Annotated in this window: 13 protein-coding genes and 1 tRNA gene; 10 read left to right on the top strand and 4 right to left on the bottom strand. The window is 71.7% G+C overall.

All coding sequences use genetic code 11. The features are described 5' to 3' along the window. The first annotated feature begins 127 nt into the window (after positions 1-127). From tmk to AB0E62_RS32905, 4 genes are all read left to right on the top strand, one after another. Complete coding sequence (gene tmk, locus AB0E62_RS32920) at positions 128-3586, top strand: dTMP kinase (protein WP_362202218.1); 3459 nt, start codon at positions 128-130, stop codon at positions 3584-3586. Between the two features lie 145 nt (positions 3587-3731). Further along, positions 3732-4937 carry a DNA polymerase III subunit delta' gene (locus tag AB0E62_RS32915; protein ID WP_362202215.1) on the top strand — a complete coding sequence of 402 codons (1206 nt, stop codon included), beginning with the start codon at positions 3732-3734 and terminating at the stop codon, positions 4935-4937. Positions 4938-5091: 154 nt separating this feature from the next. Further along, entirely contained in the window at positions 5092-6720 is a 1629-nt protein-coding gene (locus AB0E62_RS32910) for an alpha/beta hydrolase (protein WP_362202212.1), read from the top strand. A gap of 106 nt (positions 6721-6826) precedes the next feature. Further along, positions 6827-6900: transfer RNA gene (locus tag AB0E62_RS32905), tRNA-Thr, on the top strand. A 128-nt stretch (positions 6901-7028) separates the two neighbouring features. Here the strand turns inward: AB0E62_RS32905 and AB0E62_RS32900 are convergent. Together AB0E62_RS32900 and AB0E62_RS32895 are read right to left on the bottom strand one after the other, a co-directional pair. Then, the gene (locus AB0E62_RS32900) at positions 7029-8630 is read right to left on the bottom strand and encodes a site-specific integrase (protein WP_362202209.1); all 1602 of its coding nucleotides are present in this window, start codon (positions 8628-8630) and stop codon (positions 7029-7031) included. Continuing rightward, on the bottom strand, positions 8627-9307 hold the full coding sequence (locus tag AB0E62_RS32895) for a helix-turn-helix transcriptional regulator (RefSeq protein ID WP_362202206.1): 681 nt from the start codon (positions 9305-9307) through the stop codon (positions 8627-8629). Before AB0E62_RS32895 ends, AB0E62_RS32900 begins: the two co-directional genes overlap by 4 nt. A gap of 94 nt (positions 9308-9401) precedes the next feature. On the opposite strand from AB0E62_RS32895, the gene AB0E62_RS32890 reads away from it, so the two are divergent. From AB0E62_RS32890 to AB0E62_RS32865, 6 genes are all read left to right on the top strand, one after another. Beyond that, on the top strand, positions 9402-9632 hold the full coding sequence (locus AB0E62_RS32890) for a hypothetical protein (protein WP_362202203.1): 231 nt from the start codon (positions 9402-9404) through the stop codon (positions 9630-9632). 233 nt (positions 9633-9865) lie between these two features. Next, positions 9866-11149 (top strand): DUF3631 domain-containing protein, encoded by a 1284-nt coding sequence (locus AB0E62_RS32885; protein WP_362202200.1) that lies wholly within the window; start codon positions 9866-9868, stop codon positions 11147-11149. A 444-nt stretch (positions 11150-11593) separates the two neighbouring features. Further along, positions 11594-12367: a DUF2637 domain-containing protein gene (locus tag AB0E62_RS32880; RefSeq protein WP_362202197.1), complete on the top strand. Its 774-nt coding sequence runs from the start codon at positions 11594-11596 to the stop codon at positions 12365-12367. Between the two features lie 345 nt (positions 12368-12712). Next, positions 12713-13273: a MobC family plasmid mobilization relaxosome protein gene (locus AB0E62_RS32875; protein WP_362202194.1), complete on the top strand. Its 561-nt coding sequence runs from the start codon at positions 12713-12715 to the stop codon at positions 13271-13273. Next, positions 13270-14985, top strand: a complete 1716-nt coding sequence (locus AB0E62_RS32870) for a relaxase/mobilization nuclease domain-containing protein (RefSeq protein ID WP_362202193.1) — start codon at positions 13270-13272, stop codon at positions 14983-14985. Before AB0E62_RS32875 ends, AB0E62_RS32870 begins: the two co-directional genes overlap by 4 nt. Positions 14986-15199: 214 nt before the next feature. Then, complete coding sequence (locus AB0E62_RS32865; protein ID WP_362202190.1) at positions 15200-16663, top strand: hypothetical protein; 1464 nt, start codon at positions 15200-15202, stop codon at positions 16661-16663. 79 nt (positions 16664-16742) lie between these two features. Here the strand turns inward: AB0E62_RS32865 and AB0E62_RS32860 are convergent, their stop codons facing one another. Then, entirely contained in the window at positions 16743-16934 is a 192-nt protein-coding gene (locus AB0E62_RS32860; RefSeq protein WP_362202187.1) for a hypothetical protein, read from the bottom strand. Positions 16935-17035: 101 nt separating this feature from the next. Further along, a complete protein-coding gene (locus AB0E62_RS32855) occupies positions 17036-17614 on the bottom strand; it encodes an HAD domain-containing protein (RefSeq protein WP_362202184.1) in 579 nt (192 codons plus the stop codon). Between the last annotated feature and the right edge of the window lie 4 nt (positions 17615-17618).

The raw sequence follows: 17618 nt of genomic DNA, 5'->3' as shown, positions 1-17618 counted from the left end.
CTTCGCGCCCGGCTTCGCTCGGCGCTTCGCGCAATGAACGTCCGCCCCGGTGCCCGCGTGGTGCCGGGGCGGACGCGCGTGCGGACACGCGAGGTGTGGTGTCAGCGGCTGCGGATAGGCTGAACGCATGACGCGAGCCGAGCAGCCAACGGCCCACCCCACAGCCCCGGACGACGCCCTGGTCGCGGACTCCCGCGAGCGCGCCGTCCGTTCCCTGCTGCGCCGACCGCAGCTGAGGCGCCTGTGGAGCGCGCAGCTGGTGAGCGGTGTCGGCGACACCCTGTCCCTTCTCGTCCTCGTCGTGCTGGTCCTCCAGGCGGCGATCACCGAGGACGCCTTCGGCGGCGGCTACCGAGGCGTGGCGTTCGCAGTGGCGACGGTCTTCGCCGCCCGCGTCCTCGCCACGCTGCTGTTCGGCGCCGTCCTCCTCGGCCCGCTGACCACGCTCACCGGCGAGGAAGGCCCGCTCGACCGCCGCTGGGCCATGGTCGGCGCCGACGGTCTGCGCGCCGCGCTGCTGATCGTCGCGCCCCTGTGGATCGACTGGACCCCGGGCGACGCCCTCACCGTCCTGCTGGTCACCGCCTTCGTCACCGGCGTCGCCGAGCGGCTGTGGACGGTGTGCCGGGAGAGCGCCGCCCCCGCCCTGCTGCCGGCCCCGCCCCCCGAGGGCGCGACCGTGCGGCCGCTGCCGGACCACCTGGACGCCCTGCGCCGTCTGGCGCTGCGCACCACCTTCCTCGCGGTCCCGCTGGCCGCCGCCGCCCTGATCGTCGCCGCCCTGCTGAACAACCTGCTGGGCACCGGCGTGGCCTGGTTCGACCAGCACCAGGCGGCCCTCGCGTCCTATCTGGCCGCGGGCCTGTTCGCCGCCTCCCTGTCCGTGCTGACGTCCCTCGAGGTACCCGGCACGCGCACCCCGCGCGCCCGGTCCCCGCTGGAGGGCCTGCGCCGGCCGCGCACCGGCACCGGCGTCGACAAGGGCCGCACGGGCGCCGCCCCGCTGCTGGTCCCGGCCTGCGCCGGGGTCGCCGGGGCGATCGCCGCGGCCGTCTCGGTGTGCGTGCTGCACGCCAGGGACCTCGGCGGCGGCCCGGTGCTCTACGGCCTGCTGGTGCTGGGCCTGACCGGCGGTGTCGCCGCCGGCATCCGGACCGCCCCCGCCCTGCTGCCCTCCCTGTCCCGCCGCCGCCTGCTGGCCCTGGCGATCGCCGTCACCGGCATCGCGCTGCTGGCCGCCGGGCTGGTCCCGGACGTCACCACGGTCCTGCTGATCGTCACGCTGGCCGGTGCCGCCGCGGGCGTCGCCGCGAACACCGGGCACACCCTGCTCGACCAGGAGACCGAGGACCACCGCCGGGCGCGCACCACCGAGCACCTGCACGCCGTGGTCCGCGTCTTCATAGCGCTCGGTGTGCTGATCGCGCCGCTGTTCGCGGCGCTGATCGGCCCGCACCGGCTGGAGAACGGCAAGTTCGTCTTCGCGCACGGCGGTGCCGCCTTCACGCTGATGCTCGTCGGCGCGCTGCTGCTGCCGGTCGCCGCGCTGGTGCTCGCCAAGGCCGACGACCGCTCCGGTGTGCCGCTGCGCCAGGACCTGAAGGACGCGCTGCTCGGCGGCGACGACCCGGTCACGGCACCGGCGTCCAACGGTTTCTTCATCGCCCTGGAGGGCGGCGACGGCGCCGGCAAGTCCACCCAGGCCGAGGCGCTCGCCGAGTGGATCCGCGCCAAGGGCCACGAGGTCGTGGTCACCCGCGAACCCGGCGCGACCCCGGTGGGCAAGCGGCTGCGCTCGATCCTGCTGGACGTGTCCTCGGCCGGCCTGTCGCACCGCGCGGAGGCGCTGCTGTACGCCGCCGACCGCGCCGAGCACGTCGACACGGTCGTACGGCCCGCCCTGGAGCGCGGCGCGGTCGTCATCTCCGACCGCTACATCGACTCCTCCGTCGCCTACCAGGGCGCCGGCCGGGACCTGTCCCCGACCGAGGTCGCCCGCATCAACCGCTGGGCCACCGACGGTCTGGTCCCGCACCTCACCGTCCTGCTGGACGTCTCCCCGGAGACCGCCCGCGAGCGGTTCACCGAGGCGCCGGACCGCCTGGAGTCGGAGCCGGCCGAGTTCCACGCGCGCGTGCGGGCCGGTTTCCTCACGCTGGCCGCGTCCGATCCCGGCCGCTATCTGGTGGTGGACGCCGGACAGGAACCGGAGGCCGTCACCACCGTGATCCGGCACCGGCTGGACACCGTGCTGCCGCTCTCCGAGGCCGAGATCAAGGCTCAGGAAGAGGCCCGGCGCAAGGCCGAGGAGGAGGCGCGGCGCAAGGCCGAGGAAGAGGCCGCCCGCAAGGCGGAGGAGGAGCGCCTGGAGCGTGAGCGCCAGGAGCAGCTCGCCCGCCTGCGCGCCGAGGAGGAGGAGCGCAAGCGGCGCGAGCTGGAGGAGGCACAGCGCCGCGAGGCCGAGCGGCAGGCGGAGGAGGCCCGGCAGCGGGCCGAGGAAGCGGCCCGGCGGGCGGAGGAGGAGCGGCAGCGGCTGCTCGCCGAGGAGAAGGCGCGCGCCGAGGCCGAGGCCCGCCGCAGGGCGGAGGAGGAGCGGCGCCGCAAGCAGGCCGAGGAGGAGGCCCGGCTGCGCGCCGAGGAAGAGGCCAGGCAGGCCCGGCTGCGCGCCGAGGAGGAAGCCCGGCAGGCGAAGCTGCGTGCCGAGGAGGAAGCCCGGCGACTGGAGGCGCAGCGCAAGGCCGAGGAGGCGCTGCTGCGTGCCGAGGAGGCCCGCCGGCAGGCCGCCGAGGCCGCTGCGGCGGCCGACGCGGCGGCCCGCAGGCCCAGCACGCCGCTTCCGGCGGTCCCGGGCGTGGCGCCCGACGCGGCCGAGGACACCTTCGGTGTCCCGGATGCCTCGCGCGCCGAGGAGACCGTCCCGACCCCGGTGGTGTCCCCGGACGCCCGGACCCCGGACACGGCGGGACGCGGCACGGTCCCGGGCCGTACGGACCGGGACCGTACGAGCGGACCGGCCACGGACGACACGACGGTGCTGCGACCGGTGCGCGAGGAGCGCGACCGCCGTGCCGGCGCCGTCCGGGGCCCCCTCCCGGACTCCGAGGTGACCGCCGAGCTGCCGCAGCCGCCGGTGTCCTCCGGCCCGGGCGAGGACACGGCGGTGCTGCCGCAGGTGCCTCCGGGCGCGGCGGACGAGACGGCCGTACTGCCGCCGGTGTCCGACGGACCGGCCGACGCGCCGACGGCAGGCTCCGGGCCGGGCGAGGAGACGGCGGTGCTGCCGCAGGTGCCGCCCGTACGGAGCGACGACCCGGCGGACCGGGTGCCGCCCGGCTTCTTCCGGGACGAGCGCCCCGCCGCGAGCCCCGACGGCTCCGAGGCACGTACGCGTGAGATGCCCCAGCTCGGTGCCGACGGCACGCCCCGCCGCCCGCGCCCCGACTGGGCCGAGGAGACCCCGCTGGACGACCTGCCGTCGCTGGCCGACGAACTGCTCGGGTCGTACGACGAGGGGGAGTACGGCGAGCGCGGCTACAGCGGCGGGAGCGAGGAGCGGGGCGGCCGGGGCCGGGGCCGGCGGGGCTGACCCGGGGTCGTCTCCGCGAGACCCCGGCCGGGGCTCTGCCCTCCTGTGGCCCCGCCCCCGCGGCCTTCGCGGGCACCCGTTGTCAGTGCCCGCCCGCACAATGGGTTCCGGAACGCGGAATGTGGACGGAAGGGCGGCGTGACCCATGACCGTGTGGGACGACCTCGTCGGACAGGAGAAGGTGAGCGCGGTGCTCGGTGCGGCCGCGCGGGACGCCGACGCCCTGGTCACCGCCGTCTCGGCCGACCGGCCGCTGCCCGAGGCGTCGAAGATGACCCACGCCTGGCTGTTCACGGGCCCGCCCGGCGCGGGCCGGAACCAGGCGGCCAGGGCCTTCGCGGCGGCCCTGCAGTGCGTGAGCCCGGACCGGGCGCTCGGCGGCGCCCCCGGCTGCGGCTTCTGCGACGGCTGCCACACGGCGCTGCTCGGCACCCACGCGGACGTCACGACGGTCGCCGCGGTCGGCGCCGAGATCCTGGTCAAGGACATGCGGGACACGGTCCGCAAGTCGTTCACCGCCCCGGCGAACGGCCGTTGGCAGATCATCCTGGTCGAGGACGCCGAGCGGCTGAACGAGAAGTCGGCCAACGCCGTCCTCAAGGCCGTGGAGGAGCCCGCCCCGCGCACGGTCTGGCTGCTGTGCGCCCCCTCCATCGAGGACGTCCTGCCCACCATCCGCTCCCGCTGCCGCCACCTGAACCTGCGCACACCGTCCGTCGACGCGGTCGCCGACATGCTCGTCCGGCGCGACGGCATCGAGCCCGGGGTCGCCGCGTCCGTCGCCCGCGCCACCCAGGGCCATGTCGACCGGGCCCGCCGGCTGGCCACCGACCCGGCGGCCCGCGAGCGCCGCGCCGCCGTGCTGAAGCTGCCGTTGCGGCTGGACGAGGTGGGCGCCTGCCTCAAGGCCGCCCAGGAACTGGTCGACGCGGCGGCGGAGGACGCCAAGCAGCTCGCCGAGGAGATGGACGGCAAGGAGACCGAGGAGCTGAAGGCGGCGCTCGGCGCGGCCCAGGGCGGCCGGCTGCCGCGCGGCACGGCGGGGGTGATGAAGGACCTGGAGGACATGCAGAAGCGCCGCAGAACCCGCACCCAGCGCGACAGCCTGGACGTGGCACTCGGCGACCTCACCGCCTTCTACCGCGACGTCCTCGCCCTCCAGCTCGGCACACGCGTGGCGATCGCCAACGCCGACGCCGAGGACGCCCTGGAACGGCTGGCGCGCGGCAGCACCCCCGAGTCCACGCTCCGCCGCATCGAGGCGATCTCCGCGTGCCGTGAGGCCCTGGACCGCAACGTGGCCCCGCTGCTGGCGGTGGAGGCGATGACCATGGCACTGCGGGCGGGGTGAGACGGGGGCGCCGCGGGACCGACGCCCGGCGACGGTGGGCCGAGGGCGGGCACCCACCGGTCCGGGCGACGCGGGGGTCCCCCGTATGTCCCCCGTAGGAGGCACAATGCCCACCTAGCGCACCGGTGTCGTCGCACAGCGTTACGCTCGCCTGATGCGAACCAGGCCATCTCCCCGTACCCGCGGCCCCCGCCGCGCCCACCGGATCCGCGGCGCCCGCCCCCGGACGGCGGCCCGTCTCACGGCCGCTCTCCTCACGGCCGCCGCGCTGCTGGTGTCCGCCTGCTCGTCCGGGAACCGGGCCGCGTCGGCCGGCCAGACGGTGCAGGCGGCGCTCGCCGCGCTGCCGCGGACGACGCCGGCGGCGCTCACGCCGTACTACAGCCAGCGGCTGCGCTGGCGCGAGTGCGGTGTCCCCGGATTCGAGTGCGCGACGATGAAGGCCCCGCTGGACTACGCCAGCCCCGGCGCGGGCACCGTCCGGCTCGCCGTCGCCCGCAAGAAGGCCACCGGCGCGTCCGGGCGGCTGGGCTCGCTGCTGGTCAACCCGGGCGGCCCGGGCGGCTCGGCGGTGGCGTACCTCCAGCAGTACGCGGGTCTCGGCTACCCGGCGCGGATCCGCGCCCGCTACGACATGGTGGCGATGGACCCGCGGGGCGTCGCCCGCAGCGAGCCCGTCACCTGCCTGGACGGGCGGCAGATGGACGCGTACACGCAGACGGACCTGACGCCCGACGACCGGCGGGAGCGGGACGCGCTGGTCGCGGCGGACCGGAGGTTCGCGGAGAGCTGCGGGGCCCACTCGGCGCGGCTGCTGCGGCACGTCTCCACGGTGGAGGCGGCCCGGGACATGGACATCCTGCGGTCGGTGCTCGGGGACCGGAGGCTGAACTACGTCGGGGCGTCGTACGGCACGTTCCTCGGGGCGACCTACGCGGGGCTGTTCCCCGAACGGGTCGGCCGGATCGTGCTGGACGGCGCCATGGACCCGTCCCTGGACGCCCGCAGGCTGAACCTGGACCAGACGGCGGGCTTCGAGACGGCGTTCCAGACGTTCGCGAAGGACTGCGTACGACGGTCCGACTGCCCGCTCGGCGGCCGGGGCACCTCGCCCGCGCGGGTCGGCGACCGCCTGCGGGCGTTCTTCCGCGAGCTGGACGCCCGCCCGCTGCCGGCGCGCGACAAGGCCGGCCGCAGGCTGGGGGAGGCGCTGGCCATGACCGGGGTGATCGCGTCGATGTACGACGAGGCGTCCTGGCCGCAGTTGCGCGAGGCGCTGACCTCGGCGATCAGGAAGCGTGACGGGGCGGCCCTGCTGTCCCTCTCGGACGCGTACTACGAACGGGGCGCCGACGGCCACTACAGCAACCTGATGATGGCCAACGCCGCCGTGAACTGCCTGGACCTCCCGTCGGCCTTCGCCGGCCCCGAGGAGGTCGAGAAGGCGCTGCCCGCGTTCGAGAAGGCGTCCCCGGTCTTCGGACCCGGCCTGGCCTGGGCCTCGCTGAACTGCGCGTACTGGCCGGTGCGGGCCACGGGCGAGCCGCACCGCATCGAGGCGAAGGGGGCGGCGCCGATCGTGGTGGTCGGCACGGTCCGCGATCCGGCGACGCCCTACCGCTGGGCCCGCTCCCTGGCCGGCCAGCTCTCCTCGGCCCGCCTGCTGACCTACGACGGCGACGGCCACACGGCGTACGGGCGCGGCAGCGGCTGCATCGACACGGCGGTCGACACCTACCTCCTGCGGGGCACCCCGCCGCCCGGCGGAAAGCGCTGCTCATAACCCCTCCCACCCACCCCGGGACCCTCTCTCCGGGGTGGGTACGAGCACCTCCGGAAACTGTGTAGACTTACCGTCGTTGCCGATCGCACCATGGTGCGGGCAGCGCGCCGCTTTAGCTCAGATGGCCAGAGCAACGCACTCGTAATGCGTAGGTCTCGGGTTCGAATCCCGAAAGCGGCTCCGGCAGAGGCCAGGTCACATAGCCCGTGACCTGGCCTTTTGTGTTGCTCGGGGCATGACGCGCTACACGGCCGGGGTGCCGCGAGATGGCTTGCGTGAGCGATGCGTGAGCGGAACGGTCCGGTGCCCTACTTCTTGGGCTTCTTCCGCTTGCCCTTCTTCTTGGCCCTGGCCTCGGCTTTCGCCTTGTCCTTGGCCTTCTTGGCGGCCTTGCTGGCATCCTCCGCCGCGGTCTTCCGCTGAAGCGGGACCAGCTTGGCGGTGGCCTCGGCGGCACTCTTGCCGACGTGAGGGAGGACGCTCTGGTAAATGTCCCGCGTAATGCGGGTGTCGCTGTGCCCGAGGGTGTCCGACACGATCTTGATGTCGATGTCGGCGGCGAGCATGAGCGTGGCCGCGCCATGGCGGAGGTCGTGCAGCCGGATCGGCGGGAGGCCGGAGGCCGCGACGAGCCGCTCGAAGAGATCGGTGACCTTTCCAGGGTGCAGCCAGGAGCCGTCTTCCTGGGTGAAGGCGAGGCCCGTCTCAACCCACGCCGACCCCCATTCCTCGCGGTCCGCCTCCTGCTGCTTGCGGTGCCGCTCCAGCACGCCCACCGTGTCGTCATCCAGGGCCACGACGCGGAATCCACTGTCGGTCTTCGGCTCGGATGCCTCGACTTCCCAGCCATCTTGGACGAGTTGGCCCGTGACCGTGAGGGAGTGTCGGTCGAGGTTAGTCTCCGACCAGGGCTGGCCGCATGCCTCACCGCGACGCAGGCCGCGGAAGGCGATCAGGTGCCACATGGCGTAGAGCCGGTCTGTGGCGACGAAGTCGAGGAAGGCGCCGGTCTGTTCCGGCGTCCAGACCATGACCGGGGAGGGCTTCTCGCCGGTCTGCTGCCACCGGGTGACCCGCTCGTCCGTCCACACCAGAGCCTTCGGCTTGCGGACGGAATCGATCTCGACGTGGGCCGCCGGGTTGAATGTGATGATCTGCTGGCCGATTGCGTCGTTCAGGGCAGCGCGCAGCGTGGCCTTTATGTGCTGGCGCGTGGACGGCCCAGTTACGCGGCGGAAGGGCGGCATCGCGTCGATCGCCGCCTTCATGGCCTTGCGGCGGGCGCGGTTCTCCGCGCCCTTCCAGGGCACGGTCGCCAACTCCTCGACCGCCGCACGCCGCTGGGCGTTCTGCTCCAGGATCTCGGCGTTGGCGTCGGTGATGGCGGTGAACATCTCGCTGAGGTGGCTCACGCGCAGCCGATCGAGGCGCCGGTCGCCGATGTGGGGCTTGAGGTGCACGCGGACGTCGGTCTCGTAGCGGCTGATGCCCGACTTCCGGATGCGCTTACCCGCGAGCCACCGGTCCAGCCACTCGCCCAGGGTGAGGCTGCCCACGAGGTCCTGGCCGGCGTTGAGGCGACGCCTTGTCTCCTCCACGTCGGGGAGGGGCAGTTTGTCGCTGCATACCTCGGACAGCATCTCGGCGATCAGCCGGACGCCTTCAGGGTCGTCCGACTCGGCGAGCCCCAGGAGGGCGCGTACGTGATCGAGATCGGCCTGGGCCGCCTTGAGGCTGGGGTACCCACCACGGGCGAAGGAGCGCCGACTGCCGTCCTCATGGGGTGGCAGCTCCTGGCGTATGGAGTAGGTGCAGTGGTTCCTGCTGTTGCGCTTCGGGCAGGAGGAGCCGAGTTCCTTGCCGGTCTTCGGGTCGCGGCACGAGCAGCGGCGGTAGGTGGAGCCCTTCAATGGCGTTCCTCCAGGGTGGTGTTGGTGGCGGGTTCGGGCGGGTCGACATCGCCCAGTGCGGGTGGCAGGTCTGGCGGGGTGGCTCCGTCGTCGCGGAGGTCCCGGCGGAGGTGGCGGAGGCTGTACTTGGCGGAGATGGCCTGGTCGGCGTACTCGGTCCGCTTGCGCTCGGCTTCTTCCTGTTGGGCGCGGCTGGTTGCCGTCTTGGCGGCGAAGCGTGCCCGATCTTCCTCTTCGAGCGCGGCGAGTGCGGTGCGTACGAGGCTGGCGTGAAGTTCGAAGTCGGGGACCAGGCCCGCGTCGTACATGGGTACGTCCTGCTCGCCGGTGAAGCGCCGTAGGGCGTCCCAGGTGGGTACGAGGTCCTGGAACGGGAGTTCCTGGGTCCGGTCGACGTACCCGACCGGGAAGATCAGGCAGACCGGGTACGTCTCCAGGGCGGCGGCCAGGACCATGACGTCCACCAGCGGGAGGTTGGCTCGGCGTCCGGATTCCATGTTGGCGATCACGTTGCGCGGGATGGGATGCCCGAGTTGCTCGCACTGGTCCGCCAGGTCCTGCGCGCTCCACCCCATCTCCTTCCTTCTCCGCCGGACTTCGCCAGCCACGTTGGCTTTGATCCGATCTGCCCACTCCGGGAAGTCGTCTTCTTCATCATCGAGATCGTGTTGTGTCATGAAGACACATTAGCTTGCGCATCCTGGTTGGCAGACGCCTGGAGCCGGACGTGATGGGCACGTTCGCCGTGGGCTGTACCGAGAGAGGTGCTGCATGCGCGAAAACGCGATGGCCGGCCAGTCGAAGGGGATGAGCCGGGAGGAGCTGCTGGCCCTTCCTGCTGCTGTTGACCTGGACACGGGCAACCGTGCTCTGGGGCTCGGGCGGAGCAAGGGTTATGAGCTGGCCAAGCGGGGTGAGTACCCGTGCAAGGTCCTGCGCCTGGGCAAGGCGTACCGGGTGGTGACCGCGGATCTGTTGAACCTGCTGGGTCTGGCCGCGTGAGCGCGAGGCACCGTAGCAGGCCGTTCTGCGCTGAGCTGACACAGGAACGCTGGACTGTTGCCGGGCGTGGACGTACGGTCCGTGTTCCCTCGCGATGGCCTGGTGCCCGCGAGAAGGGGACGGGCCCCCGGCGGCGCAACGCCGGAGGCCCCAGCAACCCCGAACGGCCCGTCAAGAACCAACCCGGCGGTCAGGGCGCGCAAGCCCGCGGCCGCCAGACGAGGAGCTGCCCCGTGGAACATGCGGGAGCCGAGCCCTATTCCGAACCCAACAAGCCTTCGTGGCCGCCCGTTGCCGTACCCGGCCGACCTGACCACAGCACAGGTGAGGCCGCCGTGGTCCCCGATGACGGTGATCTGGATCCGATCCCGGCGGATCAGCCCGACGAGGTGAAGTCGGACGCAGAACCGGCGCATGGCTCCGAGCTGCTGGACGAGCTGCGTGCGCAGATAGCGAAGTTCGTGATCCTGCCGTCGCCGGAGGCGCTGGACGCGGTCGCGCTGTGGGTGGCGGCGACGCATCTGCAGCCCGCGTGGCAGCACGCGCCGCGTCTGGCGGTGGTGGGGCCGGCGAAGCGGTGCGGCAAGTCGCGGCTGCTGGACGTGCTGACCGAGACGGTGCACGAGCCGATGCTCACCATCAACACCACGCCTGCGGCGGTGTTCCGGTCGATCACCGAGGAGCCGCCCACGCTCCTGGTGGACGAGGCGGACACGATCTTCGGCACGCCGAAGCAGGCGGAGAAGAACGAGGAGATGCGTGGTCTGCTCAACGCCGGGCACCAGCGCAACCGGTACGTCACCCGTGTCGTCGGCAACGACCACACGCCGCATCGGTTCGCCACCTTCGCCATGGCAGCCCTAGCCGGGATCGGCGATCTGCCCGACACGATCATGGACCGGTCCGTGGTCATCCGCATGCGCCGCCGGGCCGAGGGAGAGAGCGTCAAGCCCTTCCGCTCCCGCCGCGACACCCCGGCCCTCCACGACCTGCGCGACCGCATTGCCGCTTGGGCCCGGCCACTACTCGATGAGGCCGCCGATCTGGAACCGGCGATGCCAGTGGAGGACCGGGCCGCCGACACCTGGGAACCCCTGGTGATCGTCGCCGATCTCGCCGCCGGGCCCTGGCCCCGCCTCGCTCGTGCGGCGTGCGCGCAGATGGTCACGGCCGAAGCGGCGGCCGAGGAGGACCATCCCAGCTCAGCGCGGATCCTGGCCGACATCCGCCGGGTCTTCGTCGCCCAGCGCGAGGTCGACAGCCTCTCCACGGACGAACTCCTGCACCACCTGCGCCAGGACCTGGAAGGCCCGTGGGCGGAATGGGGTCGCAACGGACTGAGCCCGCGTGACCTCGGCTCGCTGCTACGCGACTTCGACATCAGGCCCAGCAACGTCCGCCTCGCCGATGGCACCCAGCGCAAGGGCTACACGCGCAACAAGTTCCTCGACGCGTGGCGCCGCTACTGCCCGACCGTCCACCCGGTCGACACCGGCACCGCCAGCAGCGAGGGCTGAGGCCCCGCCCCCCGGTTGCCGTCCTTGCCGTCCCTGCCGTAACTCCGCAGGTCAAACGGCATGCGGGCAAGACGGCCGCCGGGGCCAAGACGGCAACACGATCACGACCGGCGGGCTGTCAGCCGGGACATCGCCCACATCCGTCTTGTGCCGTCCTACGCGTCCATGCCGTATCGCCGCAGGTCACGGCGCATGCGTGCAGGACGGCAGCCGAATGCGATCCGTCCACGGCCACCGAGCCTCAGCCCTCACCGAATCGCGGGCGATCAAGACGTCGGCAGCACCGCCAAGACGGAACGCCGGCCCTCATGCCGTACCGGCCCTGACCTGCGCTTGCAACGGCCAAGACGGCAAAGACGGATCACACCACCAACCCCCAGGAGCATCCCGCTTGACCACCCTCTCCACACCCACCCGGGCAACGGCTCTGGTGAAGGGCGGCCGATGATGACCAAACAAGCCACCGAGCGGTACGCGCTCGTCGCGGCCGGAGTCGTCATCGTGGCCCTCACCGCCGGAGCGTTCTGGCTCTCGTACGCGCACCTGGCCGAGGTCGCAGGACAGCACGGGCTGGGAAGTTCACCAGTACGCCGCTGGACCTGGCCGGCGACCCTGGACGCGTTCATCGTCGCGGGCGAACTGCTCATGCTCCGCGCGGGCCTGCACCGGGTCACCGACGGCTGGGCGATCACCCTTACGGCCACCGGGTCGGTCGGCTCCATCGCGCTCAACGTGGCCGGGGTCAGCGGCACGGGCGGCGCCAGCCCTGTGCCTCTGCTCGACTACGTGGTCGCCGCTGTTCCCCCGACCGCCGCGCTGCTGGCCTTCGGTGTCCTGATGCGGCAGATCCACCAGCTCGTCGACCAACCCGCGGGCCACCCGGACACCGTTGCAGCCCGGCCACCGGAACCACCGGCAAGCGCGTCCGCCTCGCCCATCGAGTCGCTGGACGCCAGTTCCGCCCAGCCGCCGGAACCGCCTCCCCAGGTTTCGGAGAGCAAGCCGCGTGGCGGCCGTCCGCCCACCGCCACGCTCGAGGAACTCGTGGAGATCGGGCGGATCGCGGCCGCCGAGAAGGGGAAGCTCACCCGGGCCATTCTCCGAACGGCCGTTGAAGACAAGGGGCTGGCGATCGGCAGCGAGCGCCAGACCGACGTGATGAACATCCTCCGGCCTGAACTCGAAGTCGCCGCGGATACCGGTCCCGGCAGCGGCTGACCGCCCGCTCCAGCGGGTGACCGGAACCCCTTCCGGTCACCCCGCCAGCCGGTCACCGCCTCACTCGCCGCCTGCTCATCCACACCTGTGGACGGGTCGGTGGCCGCCCACTCTTCGCCAGACCTGCCCGCTGACCTGCCTGCCCTCCCTGCCCCGTCCGGAGAACCGCCCATGACGCACGACCCGCACCGCCCCGACCACACCCTCGACGAGCCGCTGCATGAGGCGAAGTCACCTACGCTGCTGGGGCGTCTACGGAAGGCGTTCGGACGTCCGGCCCCTGGCGGAGCCAGTAGTACCCCGAGTCCGACTCAGGGCCGGACTTCGGGGATCTCCGCCCCGGGGGTGGCGGAGACGGCCCAGCGCCAGGGGGCGCCGGACCAGAGGGTCGGTGCCGAGGGCGGCCCCGACCCGGACACACTCCATGCCATCCAGCGTGAAGTTCTTTACTCCGTCCGCGCCGCCGAGACCCCCGCCAGCGAACCCGCCGTGCAGAGCGTGCAGCCCACGATCCGCCGCTTCACCGGCACCAAGCGCGTCGTCCGCGTCGGCCCCCTGCGCTTCACCGGCGACGAGCACACGCAGCTTCAGGAGGCAGCCGCCGAGCACGGCTACAAAGGCGACTCCGGCTTCGCCGCCGATATCGTCCTTGCCTTCGTCACCGGCCGGTTCACCGCCAACCTGCCCTTGTCCGAGGACCGCCGCCGCACGCACATTTTCCGCGCCCAGGTCCTGCGCCAGCTCAACCGGATCGGCGTCAACGTCAACCAGATCGCCCGTGCCCTCAACAGCGACCACACTCCACCCGACATCCGCCAGCGCCTGACCGAACTCCACCACCTGCTGGAGCTGATCGCCGAAGCCCTGTGGCAACCCGTTGATCCGGAGACGGAGGCGTCCGCGTGATCGCCGCCATCAAACCGGCCGGGTCCAACACCCGCGGCCTGCTCGCCTACCTCTACGGACCCGGCCGCCGCGACGAGCACCTTGACCCGCACATCGTGGCGGGGTTCGCCCTGCTCGGCATGCCTGACCCCGGCCGCGACGAGAACGCCACACTGACCGAACTCGCCCGCTACCTGGATGAGCCCGTGCGGCTGCGTAACAGCGAGTTCGGCAAGAAGGTGACCGACCATGTCTGGCACTGCCCCGTCCGGGCCGCCCCCGAGGACCGCTACCTCTCCGACGCCGAGTTGGGCGAGATCGCCCAGCGCATTGTCCAGGCGGCTGGCATCGCCCCCGCGGGTGACGACCTGGCCTGCCGCTGGATCGCCGTACGCCACGCCGACGACCACATCCACATCCTCGCCACCACCGTTCGCGAAGACGGCCGCCGCCCCAAACTCCACGACAGCGGTATACGCGTCGGCGACACATGCCGCGAGATCGAGAAGGACTACGGGCTGCGCAGGCTCAAGAAGGGCGACCGCACTGGGGCCCGCCGACCCACCCAGGCCGAGATGCACAAGGCCCAACGCCTCGGCTGGGAACAGACCAGCCCCGAGTGGCTCCAGGACCGCATCCGCACCGCCATCCCCCATGTGACCAACGCCGAGGAATTCATCGCCTACCTGCAAGCCGACGGCATCGAGGTCAAGGCCAGGTGCGGCCCGTCAGGAGACCTCCTCGGCTACGCCGCCGGCCGCCCCGGCGACCTCAACAAGGGCGGCGAGCAGATCTTCTACCCCGGAGGCAAGATCGCCCCCGACCTCTCCCTGCCCAAAATCAAGGACCGCCTCGAATCCGGCAGGCCCGAAGAGCACCCCACCGCCCGCCGCAACCGCCCCAGCACCCCCTGGCATCAAGCCACCGACGCCCTCCACACCCTCCACACCAACCTCGCCGACGACACACATGCCCAAGCCCACATCACGGCTCTCGGCGAGCTGCTCGAAGCCACAGCCCAGAAGGCACCCGCCAACCTGCGCGCCGAACTCCAAGCCGCTTCCAAGGCGTTCGCCCGAGCCCAGCGTTCCCAGACCCGGGCCGAAGACCGAGCCGCCCACGCCATGCGCAGCGCGGCACGCGACATCGTCCACACCGCCACCGGCCCCGACGGCAGCGCTCTGGCCGCCCTGATCGCAGCCCTGGCATGGGCCGCCGTCGTCGCCGGGCGCTGGCACGAAGCGAAGAACCACGCTCACCAGGCCGACGCCGCCCGCCAGGCCGTCCAGCACCTTCAGACGGCCGCGGACCGCGCCCTCGCCCCGACACTCGCCGAACTCACAGCCTGCCCGCCCAGGGAGGAAGCCCGTCGCGTTCTGGTCGCCGACGTGCGAGCAGCCGTCCCCGACCACGCCGCGCGGATCCTCGCCGACCTGGCTTGGCCGGCGCTCGCCACCGTCCTCGCCGATGCCGAATCCTGCGGCCATCAACCCCACCAGCTCCTCAGGGAAGCCGCCGCCCAACGCGAGCTGACCACCGCCCGTCAACCCGCCCGAGTCCTGATCACCCGCATCCAGCACACCGGCCGCAACCCGGTACCCAACCGCCGTGCCGAAGCTGCCCGCCGCCGCTCGACCATCGCAGTCTCGGTCTCCCTCCAGCAGCCTCGAAACGGTCACCTTCCAGCGGTGACAACCTCTCCCACCGAAGCGCAGCACCGACAGCGCCGCTAGGCCGTTTCTGGCGGCTTTGTTGGGTGGATGGATCAGTACTTGGGCCGGGCCGGGCGGCTGCCGGAGGGGGCAGGCGAGCAGCCCGGCCAGGGCGTTGCACCTTGGCGGCAACCAGATCGCGAGGCACGGTGGGCTGTGGAATCCCCGCGCGAGAGCGCCGGACAGCCGTCGAGGGCGCAGGTCGACTGTCAGTGGGCTGGGCGAAACTGTGCCGGTGCTCGAAATGATCTGGAACGGGTTCTCGGTACTCCTGCGCGTGACGTTCGTTACCGGGCTGCTGGCACTTCTGGCATGGTCTCTGTCTGAACAACTGGACCGTGACGACAAGTTGCGAGTGCGCTGGTTTCTGAAGGCCATTGCTGATGCCCTGAAACCAGCAGCCGAGTGGGGTGCCACTGCCGCCAGGCGGCTCTACGGTCGGACGATACGGCGCCTGGAGGGCCGCTATCTGCAGTGGTGCAGACAGCGAACAACGCGTCATCTTGTCTGGGCACAGCGTGGATTCGGTCCCGAAGCCGACCAGCTGTTTCCGCTCTCCTTGCCGATACGGTCAGCGGTGTTGGCCTGGTACGAAGCGGCCCCCCTGGCACTGGCCGCTTACATGTTGAAGGCTTACGTCTTCCTGCGGGTGACACTGAACGCGGGGGCGCTGACAGCGGCGTTCATACGCTGGTCGACGCGGTTGTGGGAGCGGTCAGCGAACGTTCCCCGGCCCTGGTGGAGCCCTCCCGGGCCAGGAAATCACTCGGCAGCCCTGGTGAAGCATCAGGGTGAGGGAACCGGGCTATCGGATCTGGTAACAACCTTCGTAGCCGGTATCCGGGGTGATGCCGAGTGGGTGTGGCATAGGGCGGCACCGTACGTATCCGCGCTCGCCGACCCCGCCGACAAGCCCGTGAAGGCCGTGACCGGTGCCGCCGCCTGCGTCTTTGCAGCGGCGTTCCTGCTCGCCCTGCGGGCCTTCTTCGGCCTGTTCGGGTTCCGGCGAGGCCAGACCCCGCAGGAACAGCAGCACGCTCCACGGTTCGGCAACCCGATCCACCGCTGGCGCTGGGTGCGGTCGCTGTTGAGTCTGCGTGTCGGCTCTGCTCGCCGGACACGTCCGGTAGTGGTGCTGGTCAACTGCCTTGCCCAGGTGGGAGCTGCGCGGCAGTACTACAGGGCAGCGACGGACAACCATTGGGTGTTGGTGGCGCCTCGCGTGAACCTGTCTGCGGCTGAGCGGGTGGTGTGGTCAGCAGCACGAACCCGGCACACGTGGATCGGCCCCACCAGCCGCCACCAGCACCGGCGGCACGCGGGTGAAGTTGTCGGGGCCCTCCGTGCGGTCCAGGCCCGGCAGGACAATGAGGAGGACACGGGCAGGGTGTTCGAAGACATGGTCCACCTGCTGACCAAGATTGCCGAGCGGTATGCCCGCGGGCGCACGCTCGCCCTCTTGGACCCCGAGGACACAAACGGTGTGGAGGCGGCGGTGAATCGTGACTGGCTGCGCTTGCTTGTACTGGGCACAGTGATGACCGGCGCGGCCGTCGGCGCAGGTCTGTCGGAGATATCGGCGGCCGGTTCCACTCAGATCGTGGCCGTGGTCGGGGCGGTGGCTTGGGTCCTGCTGTACCGGGACCGGTTGTCGCCGTCGGATGTTCTGGACGTGATGCGGGGGCAGTCCCGCAAGTAGGGCTTGGCCGCCCGGTCCTGTTGTATACATCCATCGGCGGGGGACCGGCACAGAGGTCCCCCGCCGGTTGCTGCCTCGGTTAGATGCCGTTGGCGCCGGTCCTCTTCGCGATGAGCACGGCGATGACGCGGGCATGGTTGGCCATGGCGCGCAGGTGCTCTGATGGTGGTCGCTTTGCCGGGCGAGGCGGGTCGCACGGGGCGGCGCGGTTAGAGCCCAGGGCGACGAGCCAGGTGAAGCCGAGGACCGCGGGAATGAGCTGAGTGAGCACGGTGATCACGTAGGGGTCAAACGCTGCATACGCCCCGGGGCACAGTTGCTCTCGCCGTTCGTGGTGGCGAGGGCAACAGCGCTTCCTGCGGTTTGTCTGCGCTACGCGGCTTCGGCTTCACATGAAACGCCTGAGGCATCAGCTCGTGCGATGGGCAAGCGTGCTGCCCAAGCCAGGACCTCGACCAGGTGCTCGGCCAGCAGCCCGACGTGGGGATCAGGCTGGACAAGGGCGGTCGCCTGCCCACGGGCGGTGCGTTCCGTCGCCCATTCGTGGTCGAGGCCGGTGAAGTCGTCGTCGATCCAGATGGCGGGTGCGTCGCCGAGCCAGGTGTCGACGTGGTCGCGTTTCCACAGGTAGCCGTTGGGGTGGCTGGTCGTGATCTGCGGATGCGGGAGGTTGATGTACGGCAGATTCGGGAGGCCGAGGAGCGGGCCGATGATCGTGGTGGCGTCCTGGCGCCAGCTGGTGCACCAGACGGGGGTGACCAGGCCGGTCCGGATCACGTGCATGAGCAAGGGGCCGTGCGCAGGGTTGAGCCAGATGGCGACTGGGTCGTCGGCGGTCCGGCCAGTGGGCACGACGTCGTGGCGGGTGTGGGTCGCAGGGCTGGCCCCCTGCGCGTCCGGGAAGGGGATGAGGACGCCGTCGACGTCGAGAAGCAGGTAGGGCGGGCGCATCGGT

The organism is Streptomyces sp. NPDC038707 (assembly GCF_040636485.1).
Lineage (GTDB): Bacteria > Actinomycetota > Actinomycetes > Streptomycetales > Streptomycetaceae > Streptomyces.
The sequence above is the reverse complement of the archived record's forward strand: the minus strand, read 5'-3'. Positions and strand labels throughout refer to the sequence as shown.

What these genes read in the sequence shown, in the direction of transcription:
- tmk (WP_362202218.1), top strand. Translation starts at nt 128, where the DNA reads ATGACGCGAGCCGAGCAGCCAACGGCCCACCCCACAGCCCCGGACGAC.
- AB0E62_RS32915 (WP_362202215.1), top strand. Translation starts at nt 3,732, where the DNA reads ATGACCGTGTGGGACGACCTCGTCGGACAGGAGAAGGTGAGCGCGGTG.
- AB0E62_RS32910 (WP_362202212.1), top strand. Translation starts at nt 5,092, where the DNA reads ATGCGAACCAGGCCATCTCCCCGTACCCGCGGCCCCCGCCGCGCCCAC.
- AB0E62_RS32895 (WP_362202206.1), bottom strand. Translation starts at nt 9,307, where the DNA reads ATGACACAACACGATCTCGATGATGAAGAAGACGACTTCCCGGAGTGG.
- AB0E62_RS32890 (WP_362202203.1), top strand. Translation starts at nt 9,402, where the DNA reads ATGCGCGAAAACGCGATGGCCGGCCAGTCGAAGGGGATGAGCCGGGAG.
- AB0E62_RS32880 (WP_362202197.1), top strand. Translation starts at nt 11,594, where the DNA reads ATGATGACCAAACAAGCCACCGAGCGGTACGCGCTCGTCGCGGCCGGA.
- AB0E62_RS32855 (WP_362202184.1), bottom strand. Translation starts at nt 17,614, where the DNA reads ATGCGCCCGCCCTACCTGCTTCTCGACGTCGACGGCGTCCTCATCCCC.